At 56.4% G+C, this 22604-nt stretch carries 19 protein-coding genes; 10 read left to right on the top strand and 9 right to left on the bottom strand.

From position 1 onward, the window contains the following. Nucleotides 1–70 precede the first annotated feature (70 nt). From mglB to LF929_RS14790, 7 genes are all read left to right on the top strand, one after another. The gene (gene mglB / locus LF929_RS14760) at nt 71–1066 is read left to right on the top strand and encodes a galactose/glucose ABC transporter substrate-binding protein MglB (RefSeq protein ID WP_038907338.1); all 996 of its coding nucleotides are present in this window, start codon (nt 71–73) and stop codon (nt 1064–1066) included. Nucleotides 1067–1186: 120 nt separating this feature from the next. Then, on the top strand, nt 1187–2707 hold the full coding sequence (gene mglA, locus LF929_RS14765; RefSeq protein ID WP_038903726.1) for a galactose/methyl galactoside ABC transporter ATP-binding protein MglA: 1521 nt from the start codon (nt 1187–1189) through the stop codon (nt 2705–2707). A 19-nt stretch (nt 2708–2726) separates the two neighbouring features. After that, a complete protein-coding gene (gene mglC, locus LF929_RS14770) occupies nt 2727–3737 on the top strand; it encodes a galactose/methyl galactoside ABC transporter permease MglC (RefSeq protein WP_038903725.1) in 1011 nt (336 codons plus the stop codon). A 249-nt stretch (nt 3738–3986) separates the two neighbouring features. Next, nucleotides 3987–4808: an ABC transporter substrate-binding protein gene (locus LF929_RS14775; RefSeq protein WP_210174714.1), complete on the top strand. Its 822-nt coding sequence runs from the start codon at nt 3987–3989 to the stop codon at nt 4806–4808. Next, complete coding sequence (locus tag LF929_RS14780) at nt 4808–5653, top strand: amino acid ABC transporter permease (RefSeq protein WP_080647278.1); 846 nt, start codon at nt 4808–4810, stop codon at nt 5651–5653. Before LF929_RS14775 ends, LF929_RS14780 begins: the two co-directional genes overlap by 1 nt. 175 nt (nt 5654–5828) lie before the next feature. After that, nucleotides 5829–6938: an ABC transporter substrate-binding protein gene (locus LF929_RS14785; protein ID WP_210174715.1), complete on the top strand. Its 1110-nt coding sequence runs from the start codon at nt 5829–5831 to the stop codon at nt 6936–6938. Then, nucleotides 6931–9096 carry a TonB-dependent siderophore receptor gene (locus LF929_RS14790; protein WP_226092606.1) on the top strand — a complete coding sequence of 722 codons (2166 nt, stop codon included), beginning with the start codon at nt 6931–6933 and terminating at the stop codon, nt 9094–9096. The genes LF929_RS14785 and LF929_RS14790 overlap by 8 nt, the downstream gene beginning before the upstream one ends. A gap of 136 nt (nt 9097–9232) precedes the next feature. Here the strand turns inward: LF929_RS14790 and ybbP are convergent, their stop codons facing one another. Continuing rightward, nucleotides 9233–11665: a putative ABC transporter permease subunit YbbP gene (ybbP, locus tag LF929_RS14795; protein WP_210174717.1), complete on the bottom strand. Its 2433-nt coding sequence runs from the start codon at nt 11663–11665 to the stop codon at nt 9233–9235. Continuing rightward, nucleotides 11662–12348, bottom strand: coding sequence for a putative ABC transporter ATP-binding protein YbbA (ybbA, locus tag LF929_RS14800; RefSeq protein ID WP_210174718.1), 687 nt, complete (start codon nt 12346–12348; stop codon nt 11662–11664). The genes ybbP and ybbA overlap by 4 nt, the downstream gene beginning before the upstream one ends. Here ybbA and tesA point away from each other — a divergent pair. The 3 genes from tesA (at nt 12316) to LF929_RS14815 (ending at nt 14720) form a co-directional block, all read left to right on the top strand. Further along, the gene (gene tesA / locus LF929_RS14805; RefSeq protein ID WP_210174719.1) at nt 12316–12957 is read left to right on the top strand and encodes a multifunctional acyl-CoA thioesterase I/protease I/lysophospholipase L1; all 642 of its coding nucleotides are present in this window, start codon (nt 12316–12318) and stop codon (nt 12955–12957) included. The genes ybbA and tesA overlap by 33 nt on opposite strands. Before the next feature lie 64 nt (nt 12958–13021). Beyond that, entirely contained in the window at nt 13022–13798 is a 777-nt protein-coding gene (locus LF929_RS14810; RefSeq protein WP_012883818.1) for an SDR family oxidoreductase, read from the top strand. A 61-nt stretch (nt 13799–13859) separates the two neighbouring features. Next, nucleotides 13860–14720 (top strand): co-chaperone YbbN, encoded by an 861-nt coding sequence (locus LF929_RS14815; protein WP_210174720.1) that lies wholly within the window; start codon nt 13860–13862, stop codon nt 14718–14720. 98 nt (nt 14721–14818) lie between these two features. Here the strand turns inward: LF929_RS14815 and LF929_RS14820 are convergent, their stop codons facing one another. From LF929_RS14820 to menD, 7 genes are all read right to left on the bottom strand, one after another. Further along, entirely contained in the window at nt 14819–16015 is a 1197-nt protein-coding gene (locus tag LF929_RS14820; RefSeq protein WP_038903717.1) for a nicotinamide mononucleotide deamidase-related protein YfaY, read from the bottom strand. Between the two features lie 235 nt (nt 16016–16250). Then, complete coding sequence (locus LF929_RS14825; RefSeq protein WP_038903716.1) at nt 16251–16796, bottom strand: YfaZ family outer membrane protein; 546 nt, start codon at nt 16794–16796, stop codon at nt 16251–16253. Between the two features lie 133 nt (nt 16797–16929). Next, nucleotides 16930–18321, bottom strand: coding sequence for an o-succinylbenzoate--CoA ligase (gene menE, locus LF929_RS14830; protein ID WP_226092607.1), 1392 nt, complete (start codon nt 18319–18321; stop codon nt 16930–16932). After that, entirely contained in the window at nt 18309–19277 is a 969-nt protein-coding gene (gene menC, locus LF929_RS14835; protein WP_038903714.1) for an o-succinylbenzoate synthase, read from the bottom strand. The genes menE and menC overlap by 13 nt, the downstream gene beginning before the upstream one ends. Then, entirely contained in the window at nt 19277–20134 is an 858-nt protein-coding gene (gene menB / locus LF929_RS14840; RefSeq protein ID WP_012883812.1) for a 1,4-dihydroxy-2-naphthoyl-CoA synthase, read from the bottom strand. The genes menC and menB overlap by 1 nt, the downstream gene beginning before the upstream one ends. Then, nucleotides 20118–20909: a 2-succinyl-6-hydroxy-2,4-cyclohexadiene-1-carboxylate synthase gene (menH, locus tag LF929_RS14845; RefSeq protein WP_226092608.1), complete on the bottom strand. Its 792-nt coding sequence runs from the start codon at nt 20907–20909 to the stop codon at nt 20118–20120. The genes menB and menH overlap by 17 nt, the downstream gene beginning before the upstream one ends. Beyond that, nucleotides 20909–22585: a 2-succinyl-5-enolpyruvyl-6-hydroxy-3-cyclohexene-1-carboxylic-acid synthase gene (gene menD / locus LF929_RS14850; protein ID WP_226092609.1), complete on the bottom strand. Its 1677-nt coding sequence runs from the start codon at nt 22583–22585 to the stop codon at nt 20909–20911. The genes menH and menD overlap by 1 nt, the downstream gene beginning before the upstream one ends. Nucleotides 22586–22604 lie beyond the last annotated feature (19 nt).

The raw sequence follows: 22604 nt of genomic DNA on the forward strand, positions 1-22604 counted from the left end.
CTGCCGTACTACGTCTACCTTGCGTTGTGCGGCCGGACTGAGAACTACCCTGCATAAACCCGGAGATATCATGAATAAGAAGGTTTTCACTCTCACCGCCCTGGTTGCCAGCATGATGTTCGGAGCCTCCGCCCATGCCGCGGATACCCGTATCGGCGTCACCATCTACAAATACGACGACAACTTCATGTCGATGGTGCGTAAAGATATTGAAAAAGAAGCCAAAGCCCTGGGTGGCGTCGACCTGCTGATGAATGACTCGCAGAACGACCAATCCAAACAAAACGATCAGGTCGATGTCCTGCTGGCCAAAGGCGTGAAAGCACTGGCTATCAACCTGGTTGACCCGGCTGCTGCGGCCATTGTGGTACAGAAAGCGAAAGCGGCCGATGTACCGGTGGTGTTCTTCAACAAAGAACCGAACGCAAAAGTACTGGCCAGCTATGACAAAGCCTACTACGTCGGTACTGATTCGAAAGAATCCGGGATCATTCAGGGTCAGTTGATCGCCAAACACTGGAAAGCCAACCCATCATGGGATCTGAACAAAGATGGCGTTATCCAGTACGCCCTGCTCAAAGGCGAACCGGGCCATCCGGATGCCGAAGCCCGTACCAAATACGTGATTGATACCCTGACCAAAGACGGCATCAAAGTCCAGCAGCTGCAGATGGATACCGCCATGTGGGATACCGCTATGGCGAAAGACAAAGTTGACGCCTGGATGTCTGGTCCTAACGCCGACAAGATTGAAGTGCTGATTGCCAACAACGACGCCATGGCAATGGGTGCTGTCGAAGCGCTGAAAGCGCATAACAAGAGCAGCATTCCGGTATTCGGCGTTGACGCGCTGCCTGAAGCCCTGTCGCTGATCAAATCCGGCGCACTGGCTGGTACCGTGCTGAATGACGCCGACAACCAGGCCAAAGCCACTATCGATCTGGCGAAAAACCTGGCGCTGGGCAAACCGGCAGCTGAAGGCACCAACTTCAAAATTGAAAACAAGGTGGTTCGCGTACCTTACGTGCCGGTTGATAAAGAAAACCTGGCGCAATTCACGAAGTAATCTTGTCGGGGCGCAGCAACCGCTGCGCCCTTCACTGTTTGAACGACCGGTTTTTTCAGCCAGACAGTCATGTTCAGTCTGGCAACGTTTCAGCCAGGTAATATTTCGACCAGGTAAAATATGACCAGTGATACTCTAACCACTCAGCGCGAATTCCTGCTGGAGATGACCAATATCAGTAAGTCGTTTCCCGGTGTAAAGGCATTGGATAATGTCAACCTGAAGGTGCGCCCTCACTCTATCCATGCCCTGATGGGAGAAAACGGCGCAGGAAAATCGACTCTACTGAAATGTCTGTTCGGCATTTATCAGAAAGATACAGGCAGCATTCAATTCCAGGGGCAGGAGATCGATTTCAAAAGCGCGAAAGAAGCGCTGGAGAACGGCGTATCCATGGTGCATCAGGAATTGAACCTGGTTTTGCAACGCTCGGTCATGGATAACATGTGGCTCGGCCGTTATCCCAAAAAAGGGTTGTTCGTCGATCAGGAAAAAATGTATCGCGACACCAAAGCCATTTTCGATGAACTGGATATCGATATCGATCCGCGCGACAAAGTAGCCACACTGTCCGTGTCGCAGATGCAGATGATCGAGATCGCCAAAGCATTCTCCTACAATGCCAAAATCGTCATCATGGACGAGCCCACCTCGTCGCTGACGGAAAAAGAGGTGAACCATCTGTTCACTATCATCCGTAAGCTGAAAGACCGGGGCTGCGGCATTGTTTATATCTCCCACAAAATGGAAGAGATCTTCCAGTTGTGCGATGAAATCACCGTCCTGCGTGACGGTCAGTGGGTCGCGACTCAACCGCTCGAAGGCCTGAATATGGACCAGATCATCGCCATGATGGTGGGCCGTTCCCTCAATCAACGCTTCCCGGATAAAACCAACACCCCGGGCGACGTGATGCTGGAAGTACGCGGTTTGACCTCAATGCGTCAACCGTCTATCCGCGATGTGTCGTTTGACCTGCGCCAGGGTGAGATTCTGGGGATTGCGGGTCTGGTCGGTGCCAAACGTACCGATATCGTCGAAACCCTGTTCGGTATCCGCGAAAAACTCAGCGGCACTATCAAGCTGCACGGCAAAGACATCAACAACCACAACGCTAACGAAGCGATTAATAACGGTTTCGCGTTGGTCACCGAAGAGCGCCGCTCTACCGGTATCTACGCCTATCTGGATGTCGGCTTTAACTCGCTGATTTCCAATATTCACAAATACAAAAATAGCCTCGGCCTGCTGGACAACAAACGCATGAAAAGCGATGTGCAGTGGGTGATTGATTCCATGCGGGTAAAAACCCCAGGCCACCACACCGCTATCGGCTCGCTGTCCGGCGGTAACCAGCAGAAGGTCATCATCGGACGCTGGCTGCTGACTCAGCCGGAAATACTGATGCTCGACGAACCGACCCGTGGCATTGACGTGGGCGCGAAATTCGAGATTTATCAGCTGATTTCAGAGCTGGCGAAAAAAGGCAAAGGAATCATCATCATTTCGTCTGAAATGCCAGAGCTGCTGGGCATCACCGACCGTATTCTGGTGATGAGTAATGGCCTCGTCGCAGGCATTGTCGAAACCAAGAACACCACGCAGAACGAAATTCTCCGTTTAGCGTCGTTACACCTTTAATGATGCAAGGGCTGTTACCATGAAAGCTACAACTAAAAAAAGTGCGCTCACCTGGCTGAAAGACAGTGGCATTTACGCCGTACTGCTGGTACTGCTGGTGATTATTATTATCCAGGACCCCACCTTCCTCAGCCTCACCAACCTGAGTAACATTCTTACCCAGTCTTCGGTGCGCGTCATTATCGCGCTTGGCGTCGCTGGGCTTATCGTCACGCAAGGTACCGACTTGTCAGCTGGTCGCCAGGTCGGCCTCGCCGCAGTGGTTGCCGCCACGCTGTTACAGGCGATGGACAACACCAACAAGGTGTTCCCACACCTGGAAACCATGCCGATCCCGCTGGTTATTCTGATCGTTTGTGCTATCGGTGCAGTGATTGGTCTGGTCAACGGCCTTATCATCGCCTACCTGAAAGTGACGCCGTTCATCACCACATTGGGTACGATGATCATCGTTTACGGTATCAACTCACTGTACTACGACATCGTGGGCGCTTCCCCGATCGCCGGCTTTGACGACCGTTTCTCCACCTTCACACAGGGCTTTTTGCGCTTCGGCGATTTCAAACTGTCCTACATCACGTTCTATGCAGCGATTGCGTCACTGTTCGTGTGGATTTTGTGGAATAAAACCCGTTTTGGTAAAAACATCTTCGCTATCGGCGGTAACCCGGAAGCTGCCAAAGTGTCTGGTGTGAACGTGTCGCTGAACCTGATTTGGGTGTACATGCTGTCCGGTGTGTTCTATGCCTTCGGCGGTATGCTGGAAGCAGGCCGTATCGGCAGTGCCACCAACAACCTCGGCTTTATGTACGAACTTGACGCCATCGCCGCGTGCGTGGTTGGCGGCGTGTCTTTTGCCGGTGGTGTCGGTACGGTTGCCGGTGTCGTGACCGGGGTTATCATCTTCACCCTCATCAACTACGGTCTAACTTACATCGGTGTCAGCCCTTACTGGCAGTACATTATCAAAGGCGGCATCATCATTTTCGCTGTTGCCCTCGACTCCCTGAAGTACGCTCGCAAAAAATAACGCGAACCGTGCCTCACGCTGTCAAACCTGCCACTTCGGTGGCAGGTTTTTTTTATCCGGTTTAACTTATCGGGACGATAAGATACCGCCAATCACCGATGCTTATGCCCGGCTTTCCAACTACCCGACAAAGACCGTATTTTGCACTCGCCCGCTGCTGCTATAAAATAGCGCCTTTGTGATTTCCACACGGGACGCGGCCACTCGCCCTGCGTTAATCGTTGTGATGCTCGCTTATAGGGAAAATAGATGAAAAAACTCCTCGCTCTGATGGCTCTCGCCCTGAGTACCTGTTTGGCGCTGAGCACCGCGCAGGCCGGTAGCACGCTGGACCGGGTTAAACAAACCGGTGTTGTCCGTAACGTGTTGTTCAATGACTACCCGCCATTCAGTTATCTGAATGATAACAATCAGTTGGTCGGTTTTGATGTCGATGTTGCCAACGCCGTCGCGCAGAAACTGGGGGCAAAGCTGGAACTGGCAACACCAGGCTGGGAAACCATCGTCGGTGGTAAATGGCAAGGCCGCTGGGATATGTGCATCTGTTCGATGACGCCAAACGCCGAGCGCGCCAAAGTGCTGGATTTCGCTACCCCCTATTACAGCACCTTCGCCGTGCTGATCGTCCATAAAGATGAGAAAAACATCCACTCCGCCGCTGACCTGAGCAACAAAAAAGTCGGGCTGGGGTTGGGTTCCAGCTACGAGAACTACCTCAACAAAAGTCTGGTGATCCCCGGCGGCAAGCCGATTGCCTTCCCATTTGACCATGTTCAGGCAGTCCCCACCGATGAAGAAATGGCATTCCGTAATCTGGCGTTAGGCCCAGGTAAACGTCTGGATGCGGTCATTTCCGATCGCATCACGGCTAAACCTCGCCTCGAAAAACTGCCGCAACTGCGCATTCTGCAGGAACTGTATGCTGAACCGAACTGGATTGCCGTTGATAAAGGCGACCCGGAATGGAGCAAAACACTGGCCGACACCATCACTGCACTGCGTGCCGACGGCACCCTAAAAGCCATCTCCATGAAGTGGTTTGGTGAAGACATCTCCGGGGTCACCCCGTAATGTCGCGCTCCACCGCAAAAACCCCATCCAACATGCCACCGGCACCTGAGCGCGCCGGATTAGGTTTTCGTTTGCGTGCGGGGCTGACCTGGCTGGTGTTGCTCAGCCTGCTGTTGTGGCTGTTTTCATTTATGGATTTGGATACCGGCCTTATCCGTCAGAAATTGCCTTCCATGCTGGGCATGCACCTGTCGCCGGATGGCTTCATCCAGGGAGCGGTGCTGAGCGTCGTCATCACCATCATCTCCATGCTGTTCTGTATCCTGTTGGCGGTTATCACCGCAGCAGGCAGGCTCTCTTCCAGCGCCATCGCCTTTGGTTGCGCCACGTTTTACGTTTCGCTGTTTCGCGGCACTCCTCTGCTGGTGCAGGTACTGATAATCTACCTCGCCCTGCCCCAGGTCGGTATTGTGATGAGCGCTTTCACCTCCGGTATTATTGCGCTATCGCTCAACTACGGCGCTTATCTGGCGGAAACCATTCGCAGCGGCGTACTCTCGGTTCCCCGCGGTCAAAAAGAAGCGGCGATGGCGTTGGGGTTGTCACGTTGGGTCATTACCACCCATGTGGTGGCACCGCAGGCGCTGCGCATCATCATTCCTCCTGCCGGTTCTCAGTTCATTTCAATGATCAAAGACTCGTCACTGGTGTCGCTGATGGGCTTGTGGGAACTGAATTTTCTGGCGCAGTCTTACGGGCGCAGCACCTACCACTACATGGAAATGCTCACTACCGCTGCCGTGATTTACTGGTTGCTGTCTATCGGGCTGGAACTGATCCAGGGACGACTGGAGCGACGCTTCGGTCGTGGTTACGAGCATCACGACGAGAAAACCCCCTCTTGATTCTCCGTTAATGCGCTCGCCGTATCACACGGCCGTCGTTAACTATCGCCCCCATTTGCAATAGCCCTGTGAAATAGCAGGGCTTTTCTTTTTTTACTTTCGTTTTTCGTCTTTTTGTTGCAAATAAAAATAATTCTTATTATTTTTTCACGCCTAATTTTTACGAGAAAAGCACATGCGTATCCTTTTTCTCCTCTTCACCCTACTCAGCCTTTCCCCTCTGGTTCAGGCCAAAATCGTCACCGACATCACCGGTCGTCAGGTCATCATTCCGGATAACCCGCAACGGATCGTGCTGGGTGAAAGTCGCATGTTGTATACGCTGGCCTTGCTGGAACCGGGGAGCCCGGCGCAGCGCATCGTGGGATGGCCTGGCGACCTGGCGCGTTACGATGCCCAAAGCTGGCGACGCTACATAACGGCATTCCCTGATATCGCGCGTATTCCACAGTTGGGTAACGGCAATCTCAACAGCGTCAACGCAGAGATGCTATTGCCACTGAAGCCCGATCTGGTGATCCTGCCGCGGCTGGCCAAAGGGGCTGACAACGAACAGAGCATCCAGCAGGCGTTAACGCAGGCGGGCATTCCTTACATTTATGTCGATCTGCGCATTGACCTGCTGAAAAACACCGTCCCCAGCCTGCGTCTGTTGGGTGAGGTACTGAACCAGCAGTCACGTGCCGATGCCTTTATCACGTTCTACCAGCAGCATATGGATGCCATAAGAACACGGCTCGCGCAGTACCAAGGGCGCAAACCGACGGTGATGTTGCATTTGCATCTTGGCCGCCGGGATACCTGCTGCACCACTGCCGTCAACGGTAATCTCGGCGAACTGCTGGCCTTTGCTGGCGGCGATAACATCGCGGCAGGCAAAGTCAAAGGAGTATACGGCGAGCTGAGCCCGGAACAGGCATTAGCCGCCAACCCCGATGTCTACATTGCCACCGGCATGGCCGGGCCGGATGGCAAACGCTTTTCTGACCTGATGCTCGGCCCGGACGTCACGCCCCGTCAGGCAAGCGACAGTTTACGCACGCTACTGCTGCAAGAGCCTCTGCTCTCACACCTCAGCGCCGTCGGCAACGGCCGGGCCTGGAGTATGTGGCACAACTTTTATCTCAGCCCTTATCACGTGGTGATGGTGGAAATGTTCGCCAAAGCCCTCTACCCGACGCTGTTTAGCGACATCGATCCACAGCGCACCTTACAACAACTCTATCAACAATTTTTACCGATTGATTTTTCAGGGACCTATTGGAGTCAGTTAACACATGAATAACCGCCACTGGCAAAAAAGCTGGCCACTGCTAGCTTTGCTACCGTTCAGCCTTCAGACCACCGCCGCATCAACAGATAGCACTACCCCGTCAGAGACCAAAAAGCAGGAAGATACCCTGGTAGTGAACGCCAGCACACCTGCTACCAGCACTGGGGATACCGGCTATCAACCGCACAACGCCGTAATCGGCACCCGTACCGACAGCCGCCTGCTGGATATACCGCAGGCCGTTAACGTGGTGCCGCAGCAGGTGCTGGAGGATCAGGCGGTCAGAAACCTTGATGATGCGTTATACAACGTCAGCGGCATCACTCAGGCTAACACGCTGGGGGGAACACAAGACGCCGTGATGAAGCGTGGTTTCGGTGATAACCGTGACGGTTCCATCCTGCGTGACGGCGTACGTTCGATTCAGGCGCGTAACGTCACCCCAACCACCGAACGGGTGGAAGTGCTCAAAGGGCCAGCATCCATGCTGTACGGCTGGGGCGACCCTGGCGGTATGATCAACATCATCAGCAAAAAGCCGCAGCTGGTGCAGAAAACCCATATCGAAGGCTGGAACAGCAGCTTTAACGGCGGCGGTGGCCAGTTTGACGTCACCGGCCCGATCAGCACCTCTGGTCTGGCTTATCGCCTGATTGTCGATCATGATGAAACCGATTACTGGCGTAATTTCGGCCGTAATCGCCAGACAACCGTTGCCCCCTCACTGATGTGGTATGGCGAAAATACCACCGTGCTGGTTGCTTATGAGCACATGGAATACCTGACACCGTTTGATCGCGGGACTGTCATCGATAGCCGCACTGGCAAACCTGTTGCCACGCCGCGCGAGCGACGGTTTGATGAAACCTATAACGCCACCCGCGGCGATCAGGACACACTGACGTTCCAGATGGAAAATACGCTGAACGAGCGCTGGAAAAGCAAACTGAATTACGCCTATAGCCGCAATACCTATAACGACAATCAGGCGCGAGCCATGTCGTTTAACCCCAATACCGGATTCCTGACACGCCGGGCTGATGCAACGCAGGACGCGCACAGTCAGTCACAAAATGTGCAACTGACGTTAAATGGCGATATCGACTGGGGCAGCATCAACCACCAGTTGTTATTCGGTTTCGATCATGAAGCTGACCGTACCCATCGCGGCAATATGATTCGTGGTAAAAACAACAGCAGTTTCAATGTTTATAACCCGGTATACGGCCTTTTCCCGGCGTCCAGCTCGGTTATCGCAGCGGAGAGCGACCAGAAAGAAGACGTCGATAGCACCGGCGTTTTCATGCAGGACGCCATACGACTGGATGAACACTGGATGCTGTTAGGCGGCGTGCGCTATGACCGCTTCGATGTCATGTCAGGCAAAGGGCGTCCCTTCGTGACCAATACCGACAGGTCAGACAGCCGACTGGTGCCACGCGCGGGTGTCGTGTACAACCTCACGTCTTACGCCTCGTTGTACACCAGTTATAGCGAATCCTTTAAGCCTAACTCGGCCGTCAACAAAGCAATAGGGGCGACGATGGAGCCGGAAGTCGGGCGCTCCTACGAGATTGGTGCCAAGCTGGATCTCCCCAATCGTATTACCGCCAACCTGGCGTTATTCGATATTCAAAAGCGCAACGTGATGGTGGATGAACTGCAAACCATTAACGGCATCAGCGAAACGGTTACCCGCACCGCCGGTAAGGTACGTTCACAAGGGGTAGAAGTGGATGTCGCGGGCAAACTGACCGACAGCCTGAGCCTGATTGGTGCCTACGCCTTTACCGATGCACGTGTCACCTCCGACCCGACGAATCAGGGGAATGAAATGGCTAACGTGGCGCGCCACACCGCGTCACTGTTCCTGACCAACGACTTCGGCAATCTGGGCCTTCATGCGGGTGATGATCTGCGTGCTGGCGTCGGCGCACGCTACGTGGGCCGTCGACCGGGCGATGCCGCCAACAGCTTTTTCCTTGACGACTACACCGTGGCGGATGCCTTTATCGCCTATAGCGTGCCGCTCAACGGTTACAAGGTGAAATGGCAGTTGAACATCAAAAACCTGTTCGACAAAACCTACTACCCCTCCAGCGGCAGCAGCCAATATGTGGCGATTGGCGACCCACGTGAAGTGGTGTTACGCGCCAGCGTCGACTTCTAACTCATCCGCACTGCGCGGCCTTAAACACAGGCCGCGCATCTTCACACTTCACACACTGTCATCACCGGGCACTTGCCCTTATCCCAACGGCTGTTAACGTCATATCATTACTCTCCATTAGGATGCTGTATTTAACTCAGGCGTGATAACGACGGAACAACGCCTTACCGCGTAACAGACGCAGCCCCAGCCAACTGCCGTACAGCGACAGCAGCAACGCCGCCACGACTGGCAACCCGCCCCACAACCACAGGTTCGGCTGCCACGGAAAATCAAACACCTTGCGTTGCAACAACCACAATGCGGCTTCCGCCCCCAGTGCTGCCGCCACACCGGCCGATAACCCCAGTACCGCGAACTCCCACCACAAGGTGGCGCGTAATAAACGCTGCCCAGCCCCCAGCGTGCGATAGACAATCAACTCCTGACGCCGCTGGCGCATCCCCACCTGAATCTGCGCCAGCAATAACAGCGCGCCGCAGAACAACACCAGCACCACCATCACTTCCAGCGCCAGCCCGACCTGCTGCAACACAGCACCAAGCTGCTGTAGAATCGCCCCGACATCCAACACCGTCAGAGTAGGAAACTGTCGATTCAACTGGGTGATCAACGTATCGCCGCCGTCATAACGGAAGCTGGTCAACCATGACTGCGGCTGGCTATCCAGCGTTCCTGGCGGGAAGATAAAGAAAAAGTTCGGCCGCAGGCTTTCCCAATCCACCTGCCGCAGGCTGCTGATGGTGGCCTGAAACGGCTGAGTATCGCCGGTAAACGTCAGCGTATCGCCAATCTTCAGCCCCAGACGTTGCGCCACGCCTTGTTCTATCGACACTTCGCCCGCTTTTGGCGGCCACTGCCCTGCCACCAGCGGATTATGCCCCGGCAACTGCGCCAGCCAGGTCAGGTTCAACTCCCGGTTGACGGTTTCCCCACCGGGATCATCCTCATGCACCAGATCAGTCGCCCTCAGCCCATTGATTTCCGTCAGGCGGGCGCGAATGATCGGGTAGAACGTTTGCGGTTTTACCTGATGCTGCGCCAGAAAATCCCTGACCTGCGGCACCTGATCCGCATTGATATTCAACACAAAGTAGTTAGGGCTACCGGGGGGTAACTGCTGTTGCCAGCGCTCCAGCAAATCACCACGCAACAGCAGCAAAAGCGACAGCAGCATAAAAGAGAGTGAAAACGCCGCCAGTTGCCCCAGCGTGACCCACGGTTGACGTAACAAGCGGTTAATTGCCAGACGCAATGACAGCCTTTTCAGCGTCAGGCGACGCAACACGAGCAAGCTGCCCCAGCCAATCCCCCCCAGCAGCAGCGATAATGCCAGCATCCCACCCAACAGCGACCATAACAACGCGCCGCCACCAGACAACACCACCAGTAAACCGATAACCATCACTGCCACGGCGGGCAGGTAATAGCGCAACGGCCACACATTCGCGACCACATCCTGACGTAATACCCGCAGCGGCAGGGTCGCCAGCAACTGCCGGTAAGGGCGAATCCCCACCAGCAAGGAGATCAACACCAGCGTTCCCAGCGCCCAGCCCCACGGCCATAGCCCGGCAGCGGGTAATTCGCCCGGCAACACCGGTGCAAGTACCCGTATCAGCAACGCTTCAAAGCCCATTCCCAGCAGGCTGCCGCACAATGCCGATAGCATCAGTACCGATACCCACTGCCCGATAATCAGCCGACGCAACGCCTGACGCCCAGCCCCCAGCGTTTTCAGTACCGCCACCAGATCGTAACGGCTGCGGCAATAATGCCCCATCGCCACGGCGACCGCCGCCACCGAAAGCAGTAACGTCAGCAGTGCCGACAACAGCAGGAACTGCTGGGAGCGTTGCAACGATTTGCCCACGGCTCCCTGCGAATCCGCCATACCATACCAGCGTTGATCCGGTTTCAACTGTGGCGTGATAACGTCGCTAAAACGGGTGAGTTGTGAGGGTGTCCCGGCAAACATATAGCGCCAGGTAATGCGTCCACCGGGCTGAATAGCGCCGGTTTTGTCCACATCAGCCAGATTCATTAACACCCGTGGCGCGGTCTCGAACGGATTAAACCCCGCGTCCGGCTCTTGCAGCAATTCCCCGGCGACGGTCAAGGTGGTATCGCCGACATCCAACTTATCGCCCACCTTTATTCCCAGTAACGCCAGCAGACGTGGAGCGACCAGCACCGTGCCCGGCGACGCCCGCAGCCCGGCGGGTTGTGTCTTCAGCTCGCCATACAACGGATACTGCGTATCGGTGGCGTTAACCTGAGCCAGTTGCGCGTTGTCTCCCGCGTAGGTCATGGTCATGAACGATACTTGCCGACTCTGCGCCAGCCCTAATTGCTGCGCCTGCTGTAACCACTGTTCATCTACCGGGCGGGATGCCCGCAGCACGCGATCGCCGGCCAGAAAATCCCGACTTTGCAGGCTAAGCCCTTTCTCCATCCGATCACTGATAGACCCCAATGCCAGCACGCAAGCCACCGACAGCGTTAACGCCAGCCAGACAATCAGCAACGACGGCGATCGCCACTCTCGCCAAAACCAACGCCAGATCATGCATCCTCCCACAATTTTCCGTCGCGCAACCGCAGACAACGCTCACAACGCGCCGCCAGCTGTTCGTCATGCGTCACTAAAATCAGCGTGGTGGCAAAGTCACGATTAAGGGAAAACAGCAGATTAGCGATACGATCGCCCGTTTGACGGTCGAGGTTACCGGTCGGTTCATCGGCAAATAGCAACCGTGGGCGGCCGCTGAACGCACGAGCCAGCGCGACGCGCTGCTGTTCACCGCCGGAAAGCTGCGCAGGCAGGTGGTGTAATCGCGCACCCAACCCAAGCTGCTGTAAAAGCTGCTCCGCCTGCTGGCGGCTGTAGCGATCGCTTTCGCCACGCAGCAACGCCGGTAACTGCACGTTCTCCAGCGCGGTCAGGGTCGGCACCAGCATAAAAGACTGAAACACAAACCCCACATTCTGCGCCCGCAGTGCAGCACGGCCTTCTTCATCCAGGCTATCGAGCCGCTGACCAAGCAGCGACACCTGCCCGCTGCTGCCGTCATCCAGTCCGGCCAGAATCCCCAACAGGGTCGATTTCCCCGAACCGGACTCACCCACCAGCGCAATGGTCTGAGCAGGTTTGACAACCAGCTCAACTCCGGTGAGGATGGAGAGCTGATGTTCCCCCTGACCAACGTGCTTACTAAGATGATGAACTTCAAGAATGTTTTCTGCAGGCATGTCGTTATCCTTCTATTCTGGGGCCTGTTCAGTCTGCGCGCCTTCGCGACAGATACGCTATTGGTGCTGGGCGACAGCCTGAGCGCAGGCTATCGCATGGCGGCGAACCAGGCCTGGCCTGCATTACTGGATGCGACCTGGCAGTCGCGCTCCCCAGCCGTCACGGTCCGGGTGGTGAACGCCAGCATCAGTGGCGACACCGCCGCACAGGGGCTGGCGCGCCTGCCGATGCTGCTACAACAACATCAGCCGCGCTGGGTATTGATTGAGCTGGGCGGCAATGACGGCCTGCGTGGGTTTCCTCCCCAAAACCTGGAGCGGGAACTCACCAGCGTCATTACACAAGTCAAAGCGGCCAACGCCCAACCGTTGCTGATGCAAATCCGCTTGCCTGCCAACTATGGACGGCGCTATACGGAATCATTCAGCGCGGTTTATCCGCGGCTTGCTACAACGTTGGGTGTTCCTCTGCTGCCGTTTTTCATGGAACAGGTTTATCTCAAGCCAGAATGGATGCAGGATGATGGCATCCATCCCAACCGTGACGCCCAGCCGTTTATCGCGCAATGGATGGCAACACAGCTTGACCCCATTATTCACCAACACTGAGTCTATTACAGACTACCAGTTAACCACGACTCTTGATATTTAAGCGTTTTCGTTAGGTAAAGTTATGCAAAAAGCGGTTTTGATTACCGGTTGCTCCAGCGGCATTGGCCTGATTGCCGCTCAATGTTTGCAACAACGCGGCTATCGCGTACTGGCGGCCTGCCGCCGTCATCAGGATGTGGCGCGCATGAATTCGCTGGGCTTTGAAGGGATCGATCTGGATCTCGACAACAGTGCCAGTGTCAGGCAAGCGGCGGATATCGTGATTGCCCTGACCGGCAACCAGCTCTACGGCTTGTTCAACAACGCCGGTTACGGGCTGTACGGACCGCTTAACACCATCTCCCGTCAGCAACTGGAACAGCAGTTTTCCAGTAATCTGTTTGGCACCCACCAGTTAACCCAACTGTTGCTGCCCGCCATGTTGCCGCACGGCGAAGGACGAATTATCCAGACCAGTTCGGTCATGGGACTCATCTCCACCCCAGGGCGAGGCGCTTACGCGGCCAGTAAATATGCGCTGGAAGCCTGGTCCGACGCATTGCGTATGGAACTACACGGCAGTGGTATACATGTATCGTTGATCGAACCCGGCCCCATCAGTACCCGATTCACCGATAATGTGGCGCAGACACAACAGGATAAACCGGTCACCAACCCCGGTATCGCCAGCCGTTTCACGCTGCCGCCGCAAGCCGTGCTGCCAAAGTTGATTCACGCACTGGAAAGTCCGCGCCCGAAACTACGCTATCCGGTCACGTTGCTTGCCCACGGCATTACTGTACTACGCCGCGTACTACCGGGCTGCGTGCTTGATCATCTGCTGCGGACAAAATCCTGATTCGGGGTTGAAGTGTCGGACATCGACCCCATAATGGCTAAAAAGGCTGAGAGAGAATGACATGTTTGAACAACACGCCAACGTGATTGATATCAACGAGACCAATTTGCATCAGGTGCTGGAACAATCCATGAGCGCCCCGGTGCTGTTTTACTTCTGGTCTGATCGCAGTACTCACTGCCAGCAACTGGGCCCTGTGCTGGACAAACTGGCGGCGGAGTATGCCGGTCAGTTTATTCTGGCAAAAGTAGACTGCGATGCTGAGCAACGTGTGGCGGCGCAGTTCGGTCTGCGCGCTATTCCAACGGTGTATCTGTTCAAGGACGGTCAGCCCGTAGACGGTTTTCAAGGGCCGCAGCCGGAAGACGTCATCCGTGACTTGCTGCAACGTGTCTTGCCGAAAGCCGAAGACCTCAAACTGGCGCAGGCGCAGCAGTTGATTCAGGAAAACCAGTTAAAAGAAGCGGTGGTCCTGTTGAAAGACGCCTGGCAGTTGGACACCAGGCGCAGCGACATTGCACTGTTGCTGGCGGAAGTGCAGCTCCAACTCAATCGATCCGAAGATGCGCAAGCGGTACTGGATACCATTCCACTGCAGGATCAGGACACCCGCTATCATGGGCTGATCGCGCAAATCGAATTGATGAAACAAGCGGCGGATACGCCAGAGATTCAGCAACTCCAACAGCGACTGACCGCGTCGCCGGATAATCAGGAACTGGCGGTACAGCTGAGTCTGCAACTGCATCAGGTCGGGCGTAACGAAGAAGCGCTGGAACTGCTGATAGGCTTGCTGAAAAAAGATCTGGCGGCGGCTGATGGCAGCGCCCGCAAGACACTGATGGATATCATGGCAGCACTGGGTACCGGCGATGCGCTGGCTGCCCGATACCGCCGTCAGTTGTACTCTTTGTTGTACTGATCCATGTTGTACTGATCCTTATTGTACTGATCCTTCGCGAATTCCTGACGCTAACGACGGGGGCCACGGCCCCCGCCTTCGTTTTCCCTGGTGGCAGATTAGCGCGTCGCCAGCACGCTTATCCAACCATGACCACCATACACCGGCCAACCGTTAAGCCAGCGGCGCAGCATATTCATCGCCAGCATCGCCACCACATCCTGATGGGTTTTGCGGCTATAGCGTCGTGCATTCACCTGAATGGTCTGGGCAAATGTCGCGTCAGGGGTATGCAACGCCAGCGTCAGCACCCCATCCTCCTCAGAACGCCCCACGTATAACGCTAATTGCGCCTGATGACGCGCTGCCAGCGTTAGCGTCTCTCCGGCAGCATCATCCAGTGTTAATGCGCTCTTCTCCAACCGTAACTCACCGCCGGATAGCGGGACTTCCGCCTCGCGCAGCTGCCAGTTGAGCAAACCAGCGGTGAAGTCTTCCGCCACCGCCAGACGCAGCCCACGCTCACGAAGGCGTCGGGCCAATTGCGCAGGTAACCCCTCCGTGCCCTCGAAAATCATATTGTCGCCCGCGACATCACGCACCGTTTGCCACACGGTTTCCATCTCCTGACGCCGGGCTGCGGGGCCGGTGAGTTTCAGCTCGATTATCGGCATTGAGGAGCGATACCCCAGCACGACATCCGGCGGTAACGGCAAGCTGTCAAGCTGGCTGGCCAGGTCGCTTTCGGAGCGCCCAAATGTGGTCAGCCGCAGGCACAGTGGCGGTTCAGCCACCGTAAAACGCTGGCGAAGACGCGGCAGAATCTGCTGCTCCACCATCACTTTAAATTCAGAAGGCACCCCAGGGGTGAAAAACATCAGGCACCGGTTCAGTTGCATGGCAAACCCACAAGCGGTACCGACCGGGTTATCCACCAGTTCCGCACTGGCAGGCAGTTGGGCCTGTTTGCGGTTGCTATCAGCCATGACACGGCCGCGCTCAGTGAAAAAAGCCTCCATCCGGACGAGCCATTCAGGATGCTCAACCAGCGTTTCTCCGGCGGCAGTAGCGGCCGCCAGCGCACTGAGGTCATCACTGGTTGGGCCCAACCCACCATTCACTATCAGTACGTCGGCTATCTGGCTGCGCTCGGTTAACGCGGCGACCAGTTCTTCGAGCTTATCGCCCACCGTCATACGACTGGTCATCGGCACACCTTGTGAAAACAGGTAATCCGCCAGCCAGGCGGCGTTGGTATCCACAATCTGCCCGTGCAGGACTTCATCGCCGGTACATAACATCTCAACCCTAAGCATCCACGGCACTCCTTATGATGGTTTCACACCACTTTAGAAATTAGTCGCTATAAACACAATGGTGCGTTTTGCCTGATAAACGCGTTAGCGGGCAAACCGTGTCACTGGATAAAAAGTGTCACCGGATAAAAAGACAAAAGGCGTGACTCAGCACGCCTTGGGTTTTTACATATCGACCGTTGATACACATCGACTATTTATACATATCGACAGTGTATACACACTGACAATGGAATTAGAAATTCAGCCCCACGCCAACGTAAGCGGTATCCGCGACACGGTTATCGTTGCTGGATTCGCCAGACGCCATATTGATATAGCGATAACCGACATCCAGCGATAACGGACGGAACGGCTGCCAACGCACACCACCACGGGCTTCTACATAGTGATCAACGTGGCTGGAGAACGCGTCCGGCGAGTAATACCCTTCACCGTACAGGGAAATGGAGCTGGTCATCGGTACCTGCAATCCGCCACCCAGCGCAACGCCATAACCGTCTTTAAAACGATTCTGGTTCAGATAAAGCCCTTTGGCACCGACTTTAAGCGACGCATTACTCAACGCGAAGGTATAATCCACACCAGCGCTATAAACGTCATTGCTGTGTTTGTCATTATGACCCCAGCCGACGTTACCAGACAAACCTGGCATACCCAGACCGAAACCTGCGCTGGCACCGGTATAATTTCGTCCAGCTTCCCCAGAAAGACTGATGGCATGAGCGGAAACTGTCGCCAGCAGCAAACCTCCCGCCAAAGCAATACCCCACTTTTTCATATCTATAATCCTTAATATGATTAGGTTAAACGCGCATAGCACTGTGATGTTAACAGGCATTTTACCCAAATATTCTGCGGCCAAAAGCGTAAATAACCGCAAGTGTAATACGATTGGGCGGGGAATCAGGTGGTTATACCAGGCTACGCGGTTGCTGTTCCACCCAGGTTTTCACCTGTTGACGGGAGATTTTTATCCCGCCGTTCTTCAATTCGTCCGGTAAAAGATAACAGGCTATCGGACGCTGGAATCCTGCCAGTCGGGATTGCCACCACGCGACTAATTGCGACAACGGCAGATGGTTCGCTACCTCCACCACCGCCACCGGACGCTGACCGAACTCGGGGTCATCCACGGGCACCACGCACGCGTAGGTCACATCCGGGTGTTGCATCAGCACAGCTTCCACATCTTCAGGTTGAATGCCTTCACCACCGCTGAAAAACTGGTTATCCAGCCGTCCCAGAATTCGCCACTCGTGGCCATCCCACTGCCCACGATCACGGGTATGAAACCAACCTTTCGCGTCAGTAAGAGGATTAACCCGCCCTTCGCGCCAGTACCCCAACGCCAGACAACGGCCACGCAGCAAGATCTCCTCCCCCTCCAGCATGATCTCACGCCCTGCCAGTGGCAACCCGACACCGTCATGACCGTCGGCCCGCTTGGCACAGACTGTCGATGCCAGTTCGGTCAAGCCGTAGCCACACCAGCAACGGATCCCCCGCGCTTCGGCCTGTTGCATCAGCGCTGCCGGGATCATCGAACCACCCAGCAATACCGCCCGCAGGCTTACCGGTGAACGATTCTGCGACAACAAACGCCAGAGCTGGGTAGGCACCAGCGAGGCATGGGTGCACACGCGCAACGCGACATCCAGCGGCAGGTCTGGTTTCACGACCAGTGACGCACCGGCGGCCAGCCAGCGCCAGACGATCCCCTGTCCAGACACATGAAACAGCGGCAGCGACAGCAGCCAGCGATCGCCAGCACTGAACGCCATCAACGCCAGCACACCTTCCGCGCTGGCCAGATGGGCTTCACAGGTGTGCACCGCCGCTTTCGGCATGCCGCTGGAGCCGGAGGTCAGCGTCATGGTTGCCAGTCGTTGCGCCGCCCATGGCAAGGGCGGCGGCATCTCTGGCGATGATAGGGGTGACGGCACATGTAACGGCATGATGCCTTGCGGCCAGCCGTGTTCGCCGGTACACAATCCATACTCGATATTCAGTGACGGCAACAACGCATCCAGCAGCGTATCCGGCAGTTGGGGATTCAGCGGCAGCAGACGTGCGCCGCACTGTAACAACGCCAGATAACAAAACAGCATCGTGGTGCTGTTTTTACCGCGCAGTGCGACCCCCATCCCCGGCTTTACCCCCTGACGCACAAAACCGATCGCCAGTTGATTCAGATGTGTTGCTACCTGCTGCCAGGTCCAGATCCCGCTGTCGTCTATCAGCGCCGGGGCCATCGGCTGCGATACCGCCCAGCTTCGCCAGGGCCAGTCGCTCAGGCCTGCCATACCTGCTCCAGACGGTCTACCGTCATCAGCGGCAACGTACTATCAGGCCAGGCGCGGACAATCTGCGCCTGCATCAGGTCCAACGTATCCAGCCCCGGCAGCACTCCCGGCGTCAGCCAATGCGCCACCCGTGCCAGTTGCGTCAACCCCAGACTGGACTCAATGCTGGAGCTGATAACCGCCGTCAACCCCGCTTGCTGCGCTTGAGTAGCCAGTTGTCGACAACGACTCAGACTGCCGGTCAGTGACGGTTTGATGATAATCGCTGCCACCCCCGGCTCTGCTTCCACCTGAAACCCCGGCTCACGCACGCTTTCATCCCAGGCGATAGCAATACCGGTGTCCCTGGCGAAATCGCGCGACTCGTCACGCGTTTTACACGGTTCTTCCAGAAAAGCGATGCGGGCACGATAAGCCGGTGTGACATAGCGAGCAAAGCCGTCAGCCTTCTGCCGTGTCCAGCTACGGTTCGCATCCAGACGCAACCGCAAATCAGGCAAGGCTTCCAGCAACAGATTAACGATCATGCCATCGCGTACCGCCTCATATAGCCCGACTTTCACCTTTGCCAGCGGCTCGGGCAGATGCTGCAACATGGCAAACAGTTCATCCGGATCGCCACTACACAGCGGTGCCTTACGGTAATCCGCCGCGTTGGGTAGCGCCCCGGTCAGTTCTGCCAGCGCGCAACTGACGCCGAAATCCACCGACGGCATCCCACATTCATCCGGTGTTTGCCCGGCCAGCCAATGTTGTAACGGCACCTGCGCCGTGTTGAATGCCTCTTCAAGCGTTTCCACGCTGAACTGCGGTAGCGGCGCTATCTCACCCCACCCTTCCCGCTCGCCATCACGCAAGCGAAGCAGCAGCCCATCACGGGTTTTCAGACGCTGGTTACGCAACACCACCCCGGCGTCCATCGGCACGCTGTAACGATAGAGGGTAGCCTCACGCATCAGGGATTCCGTTTGAATTTGCTGAAATCAGGCTGACGTTTTTCATTGAAGGCATTACGGCCTTCCTGCCCTTCATCCGTCATGTAGAACAGCATCGTGGCGTTGCCCGCCAGTTCCTGCAAGCCCGCCTGCCCGTCGCAGTCTGCGTTCAGCGCCGCTTTCAGGCAACGCAGCGCCATCGGGCTGTTCTGCAACATCTCACGGCACCAACGCACGGTTTCACGTTCCAGTTCAGCCAGTGGCACCACGGTGTTAACCAGCCCCATATCCAGCGCCTGCTGAGCATCATACTGACGGCACAGGAACCAGATTTCACGGGCTTTTTTCTGCCCCACGATACGCGCCATGTAGGACGCGCCCCAACCGCCGTCAAAAGAACCGACACGCGGCCCGGTCTGACCAAAAATGGCATTATCCGCCGCAATGGTCAGATCACACATCATGTGCAGCACATGACCGCCACCAATGGAATACCCGGCCACCATCGCCACGACCGGCTTCGGACAGGTACGGATCTGGCGCTGAAAATCCAGCACATTGAGGTGGTGAACACCGCTGTCATCCTGGTAACCGCCGTAATCGCCACGGACTTTCTGATCGCCGCCGGAACAGAAGGCTTTCTCACCGGCACCTGTCAGGACGATGACGCCAATACCATCGTCATGACGGGCATTGTCCAGCGCCTGAATCATCTCTTTTACTGTTTGCGGGCGAAACGCATTGCGCACCTGGGGACGATTGATGGTGATTTTGGCGATGCCGTCGGTCGACTTGTGATAGAGAATATCGACAAAATCCCCGCTGCAATCGTGCCATGTTACCGGGGCGTAAAGCAGTTCTTCACTGGGATAAAGCATAGTGGATCTTCCTTTCGGGATACGAAATAAACTGGCGAACCCGTTCGGCATAACCTGACGGGTTCGCATGATGAGCGTTGTGCCCGGCACCCTCCACACTCAGCAGCGGTAGACGATGCTGCGTAGCCAGCGCCTGAAATTTTGTGTCCTGGCTACCACAGAGGTAACCGAATGGAACCTGTAACTGATGCAATGCGTCAACCAGACAAGGCTGACGAGATAAGGATGTCGCCTCCAGCATATCGGCGACGGCAGGCCCGTGGTTGTTGCTGCGCAGTGCTATCAACGTTGCACGCTGCACCGGTGATAACCGGGCGAAAACCGGCTGTTGATACCAGTCCGCCAGCACGCTATCGAGCGGTTCAGCGCGAAAACGCCGCGCCCAGTTGGCATCATGCTGCTGTCGTGCCTCACGTTCGTCTGGCAATGCCAGTCCCGGATGCCCGCCTTCCACCAACAGCCCCTGCAACCCATCCGCAGACCCCTGACAGGCGTGGTACATGGCGATACGACCGCCCAGCGAATACCCTAACAACCAATACCCGGCAACACCCTGTTGCGCCAACAACGTGGTCAACTGCCGACTGACATCGGCGAAATCTATCGCCTTTAGCAACCGGGACTCACCGTGCCCCGGCAAATCCACCAGCAGCAACGGCCAGTCGGTTAAATACGGCAGCACCGGTTGCCAGTCCTCGCCGCTGCCGAGCAGTCCGTGCAGCACCACCAGCCAGGGTTTTCCCGGCTCTGGCTGCCCCAGACGACGGCAATGCATTACCACGCCGACACCTCGGCCAGCAGTTGTTGCAATGTTTCAGCTCCCGCTTTGGGTTCTACTACCACTTCAAGCAGTGTCGTGCCACCCAACCGCCACCCATTGCTGACAGCGTCCTGTACGTCTGACCATTGCTGCGCTCTGGCATAACGTAGCCCGAACAGCGCCGCCGCATGGCGGAAATCCACCTGCTGTGGCATGCAATAGAAGGTTTCGCGTTGAGCTTCTGGGGTCGGCAATAACGAGAAAATCTGCCCGCCATTATTGTTTACCACCACCAGCACCAGTGGCGCAGGTGGCTGGCGCAATAATGCCAGCCCATTAAGGTCATACAGCGCCGACAAGTCACCGACAATCGCCAGCATCGACCGGGCGTTAGCACGCTGTACGCCAGCCAGCGTCGACAGCAGTCCATCAATACCGCTGGCACCACGGTTGGCGTACACCGGATACCCAGCAGGTAAACGAGCAAACGCATCCACCAGTCTGACCGTCAGGCTGTTACCGACAAAAAATTGCCCTTCTGGCGGCAGCAGTTCCGTTACGCGATGGGCCAGTTGCGCCTCACCGAAACCACTGGATAAACGGACGGCAACCTGGCGAGCGACCCGTGCCGCGCAAGACTCCACATCAGGAGCCCAGGCAGGCTGCACTGCCACCGGATGCGCGGCCAGCCAGCCGGAAATATCGGCAACCAGACGACGCCCACGATGGTGGGCAGGGTCGAGCCGACCCGGCAGTGCATCGACCAACCAGTACTGTTCAGGCGCTATCGTCGCCTGCCACTGCAACAGCCGTTTACCGGTCAGGCTGGCGCCAAACTGCACCACAATCTCAGCCTGACGTAGCGCATCCGCTTGCGGGTGTTTTAGCCACACATCGGCGCAGGCCAGCGGTTGGCCCGTCTGCGATAAGACATCACCGATAAGCGGCCAGCCGAGCTGACGCGCCCAATCGGCTATCTGCACGCCAGCCTGTGGCGGCACACGCCCAACCAGCACGACGCCACGCCGTTGTCGCCATTGCGGCCAGTCTGGCTGCATCGATGCCATCGGCAATGCCTGCTCACGCTGCAACCACGGCTGGGGCTGATGCCACCAGTCGCCCAGCGCCCGTAACCAGTCCTGAAACGCGGCCGGATCGTCATCACCGTATAACGGCTCAGCGAAGGGACAGTTAATATGCAATGCACCGTGGCGCAACTCCCCCAACGCATTATCGAGCGCAGACACCAGCCAGCGAGCGGGAATGTCTGGGGTAGGACGCGGCAATTCCAGCGTCACCGTCGGGTGCGAAGCAAACATACCGGGTTGCCGAATCGCCTGATTCGCGCCGCAATCGATAAGCTCCGGTGGACGATCCGCCGTCAGTATAACCAGCCGTTCGCCGGTCAATCCCGCTTCAATGATCGCAGGATAAAGATTGGCGGCCGCCGTACCGGACGTCACCACCACCGCTACTGCTTCACCTGAGGCCTTAGCCAGCCCCAGAGCCAGATGACCAAGACCACGCTCGTCAAAATGGGTATGGCATACCAGCGCCGGATGCGAGGCCGCCGCCAGCGTTAAAGGGGTAGAACGTGATCCGGGCGCAATACAGACATGGCGCACGCCTTGATGACTCAGCGCCTCGAAAACCACCGTTGCCCAGCGACGGTTAAAAATATGTGTGGACATGATCGACTCAACAACTCCG

Source organism: Dickeya oryzae (assembly GCF_020406815.2).
GTDB classification, from domain to species: Bacteria; Pseudomonadota; Gammaproteobacteria; order Enterobacterales; family Enterobacteriaceae; genus Dickeya; species Dickeya oryzae.

Coding starts and splice junctions, on each gene's coding strand:
- mglB (WP_038907338.1), top strand. CDS start 71: ATGAATAAGAAGGTTTTCACTCTCACCGCCCTGGTTGCCAGCATGATG.
- menH (WP_226092608.1), bottom strand. CDS start 20,909: ATGCATTGCCGTCGTCTGGGGCAGCCAGAGCCGGGAAAACCCTGGCTG.
- ybbA (WP_210174718.1), bottom strand. CDS start 12,348: ATGCCTGCAGAAAACATTCTTGAAGTTCATCATCTTAGTAAGCACGTT.
- menB (WP_012883812.1), bottom strand. CDS start 20,134: ATGCTTTATCCCAGTGAAGAACTGCTTTACGCCCCGGTAACATGGCAC.
- LF929_RS14810 (WP_012883818.1), top strand. CDS start 13,022: ATGCAAAAAGCGGTTTTGATTACCGGTTGCTCCAGCGGCATTGGCCTG.
- mglA (WP_038903726.1), top strand. CDS start 1,187: ATGACCAGTGATACTCTAACCACTCAGCGCGAATTCCTGCTGGAGATG.
- menC (WP_038903714.1), bottom strand. CDS start 19,277: ATGCGTGAGGCTACCCTCTATCGTTACAGCGTGCCGATGGACGCCGGG.
- ybbP (WP_210174717.1), bottom strand. CDS start 11,665: ATGATCTGGCGTTGGTTTTGGCGAGAGTGGCGATCGCCGTCGTTGCTG.
- LF929_RS14790 (WP_226092606.1), top strand. CDS start 6,931: ATGAATAACCGCCACTGGCAAAAAAGCTGGCCACTGCTAGCTTTGCTA.
- mglC (WP_038903725.1), top strand. CDS start 2,727: ATGAAAGCTACAACTAAAAAAAGTGCGCTCACCTGGCTGAAAGACAGT.
- LF929_RS14815 (WP_210174720.1), top strand. CDS start 13,860: ATGTTTGAACAACACGCCAACGTGATTGATATCAACGAGACCAATTTG.
- LF929_RS14785 (WP_210174715.1), top strand. CDS start 5,829: ATGCGTATCCTTTTTCTCCTCTTCACCCTACTCAGCCTTTCCCCTCTG.
- tesA (WP_210174719.1), top strand. CDS start 12,316: ATGATGAACTTCAAGAATGTTTTCTGCAGGCATGTCGTTATCCTTCTA.
- LF929_RS14825 (WP_038903716.1), bottom strand. CDS start 16,796: ATGAAAAAGTGGGGTATTGCTTTGGCGGGAGGTTTGCTGCTGGCGACA.
- LF929_RS14820 (WP_038903717.1), bottom strand. CDS start 16,015: ATGCTTAGGGTTGAGATGTTATGTACCGGCGATGAAGTCCTGCACGGG.
- LF929_RS14775 (WP_210174714.1), top strand. CDS start 3,987: ATGAAAAAACTCCTCGCTCTGATGGCTCTCGCCCTGAGTACCTGTTTG.
- menE (WP_226092607.1), bottom strand. CDS start 18,321: ATGGCAGGCCTGAGCGACTGGCCCTGGCGAAGCTGGGCGGTATCGCAG.
- menD (WP_226092609.1), bottom strand. CDS start 22,585: ATGTCCACACATATTTTTAACCGTCGCTGGGCAACGGTGGTTTTCGAG.
- LF929_RS14780 (WP_080647278.1), top strand. CDS start 4,808: ATGTCGCGCTCCACCGCAAAAACCCCATCCAACATGCCACCGGCACCT.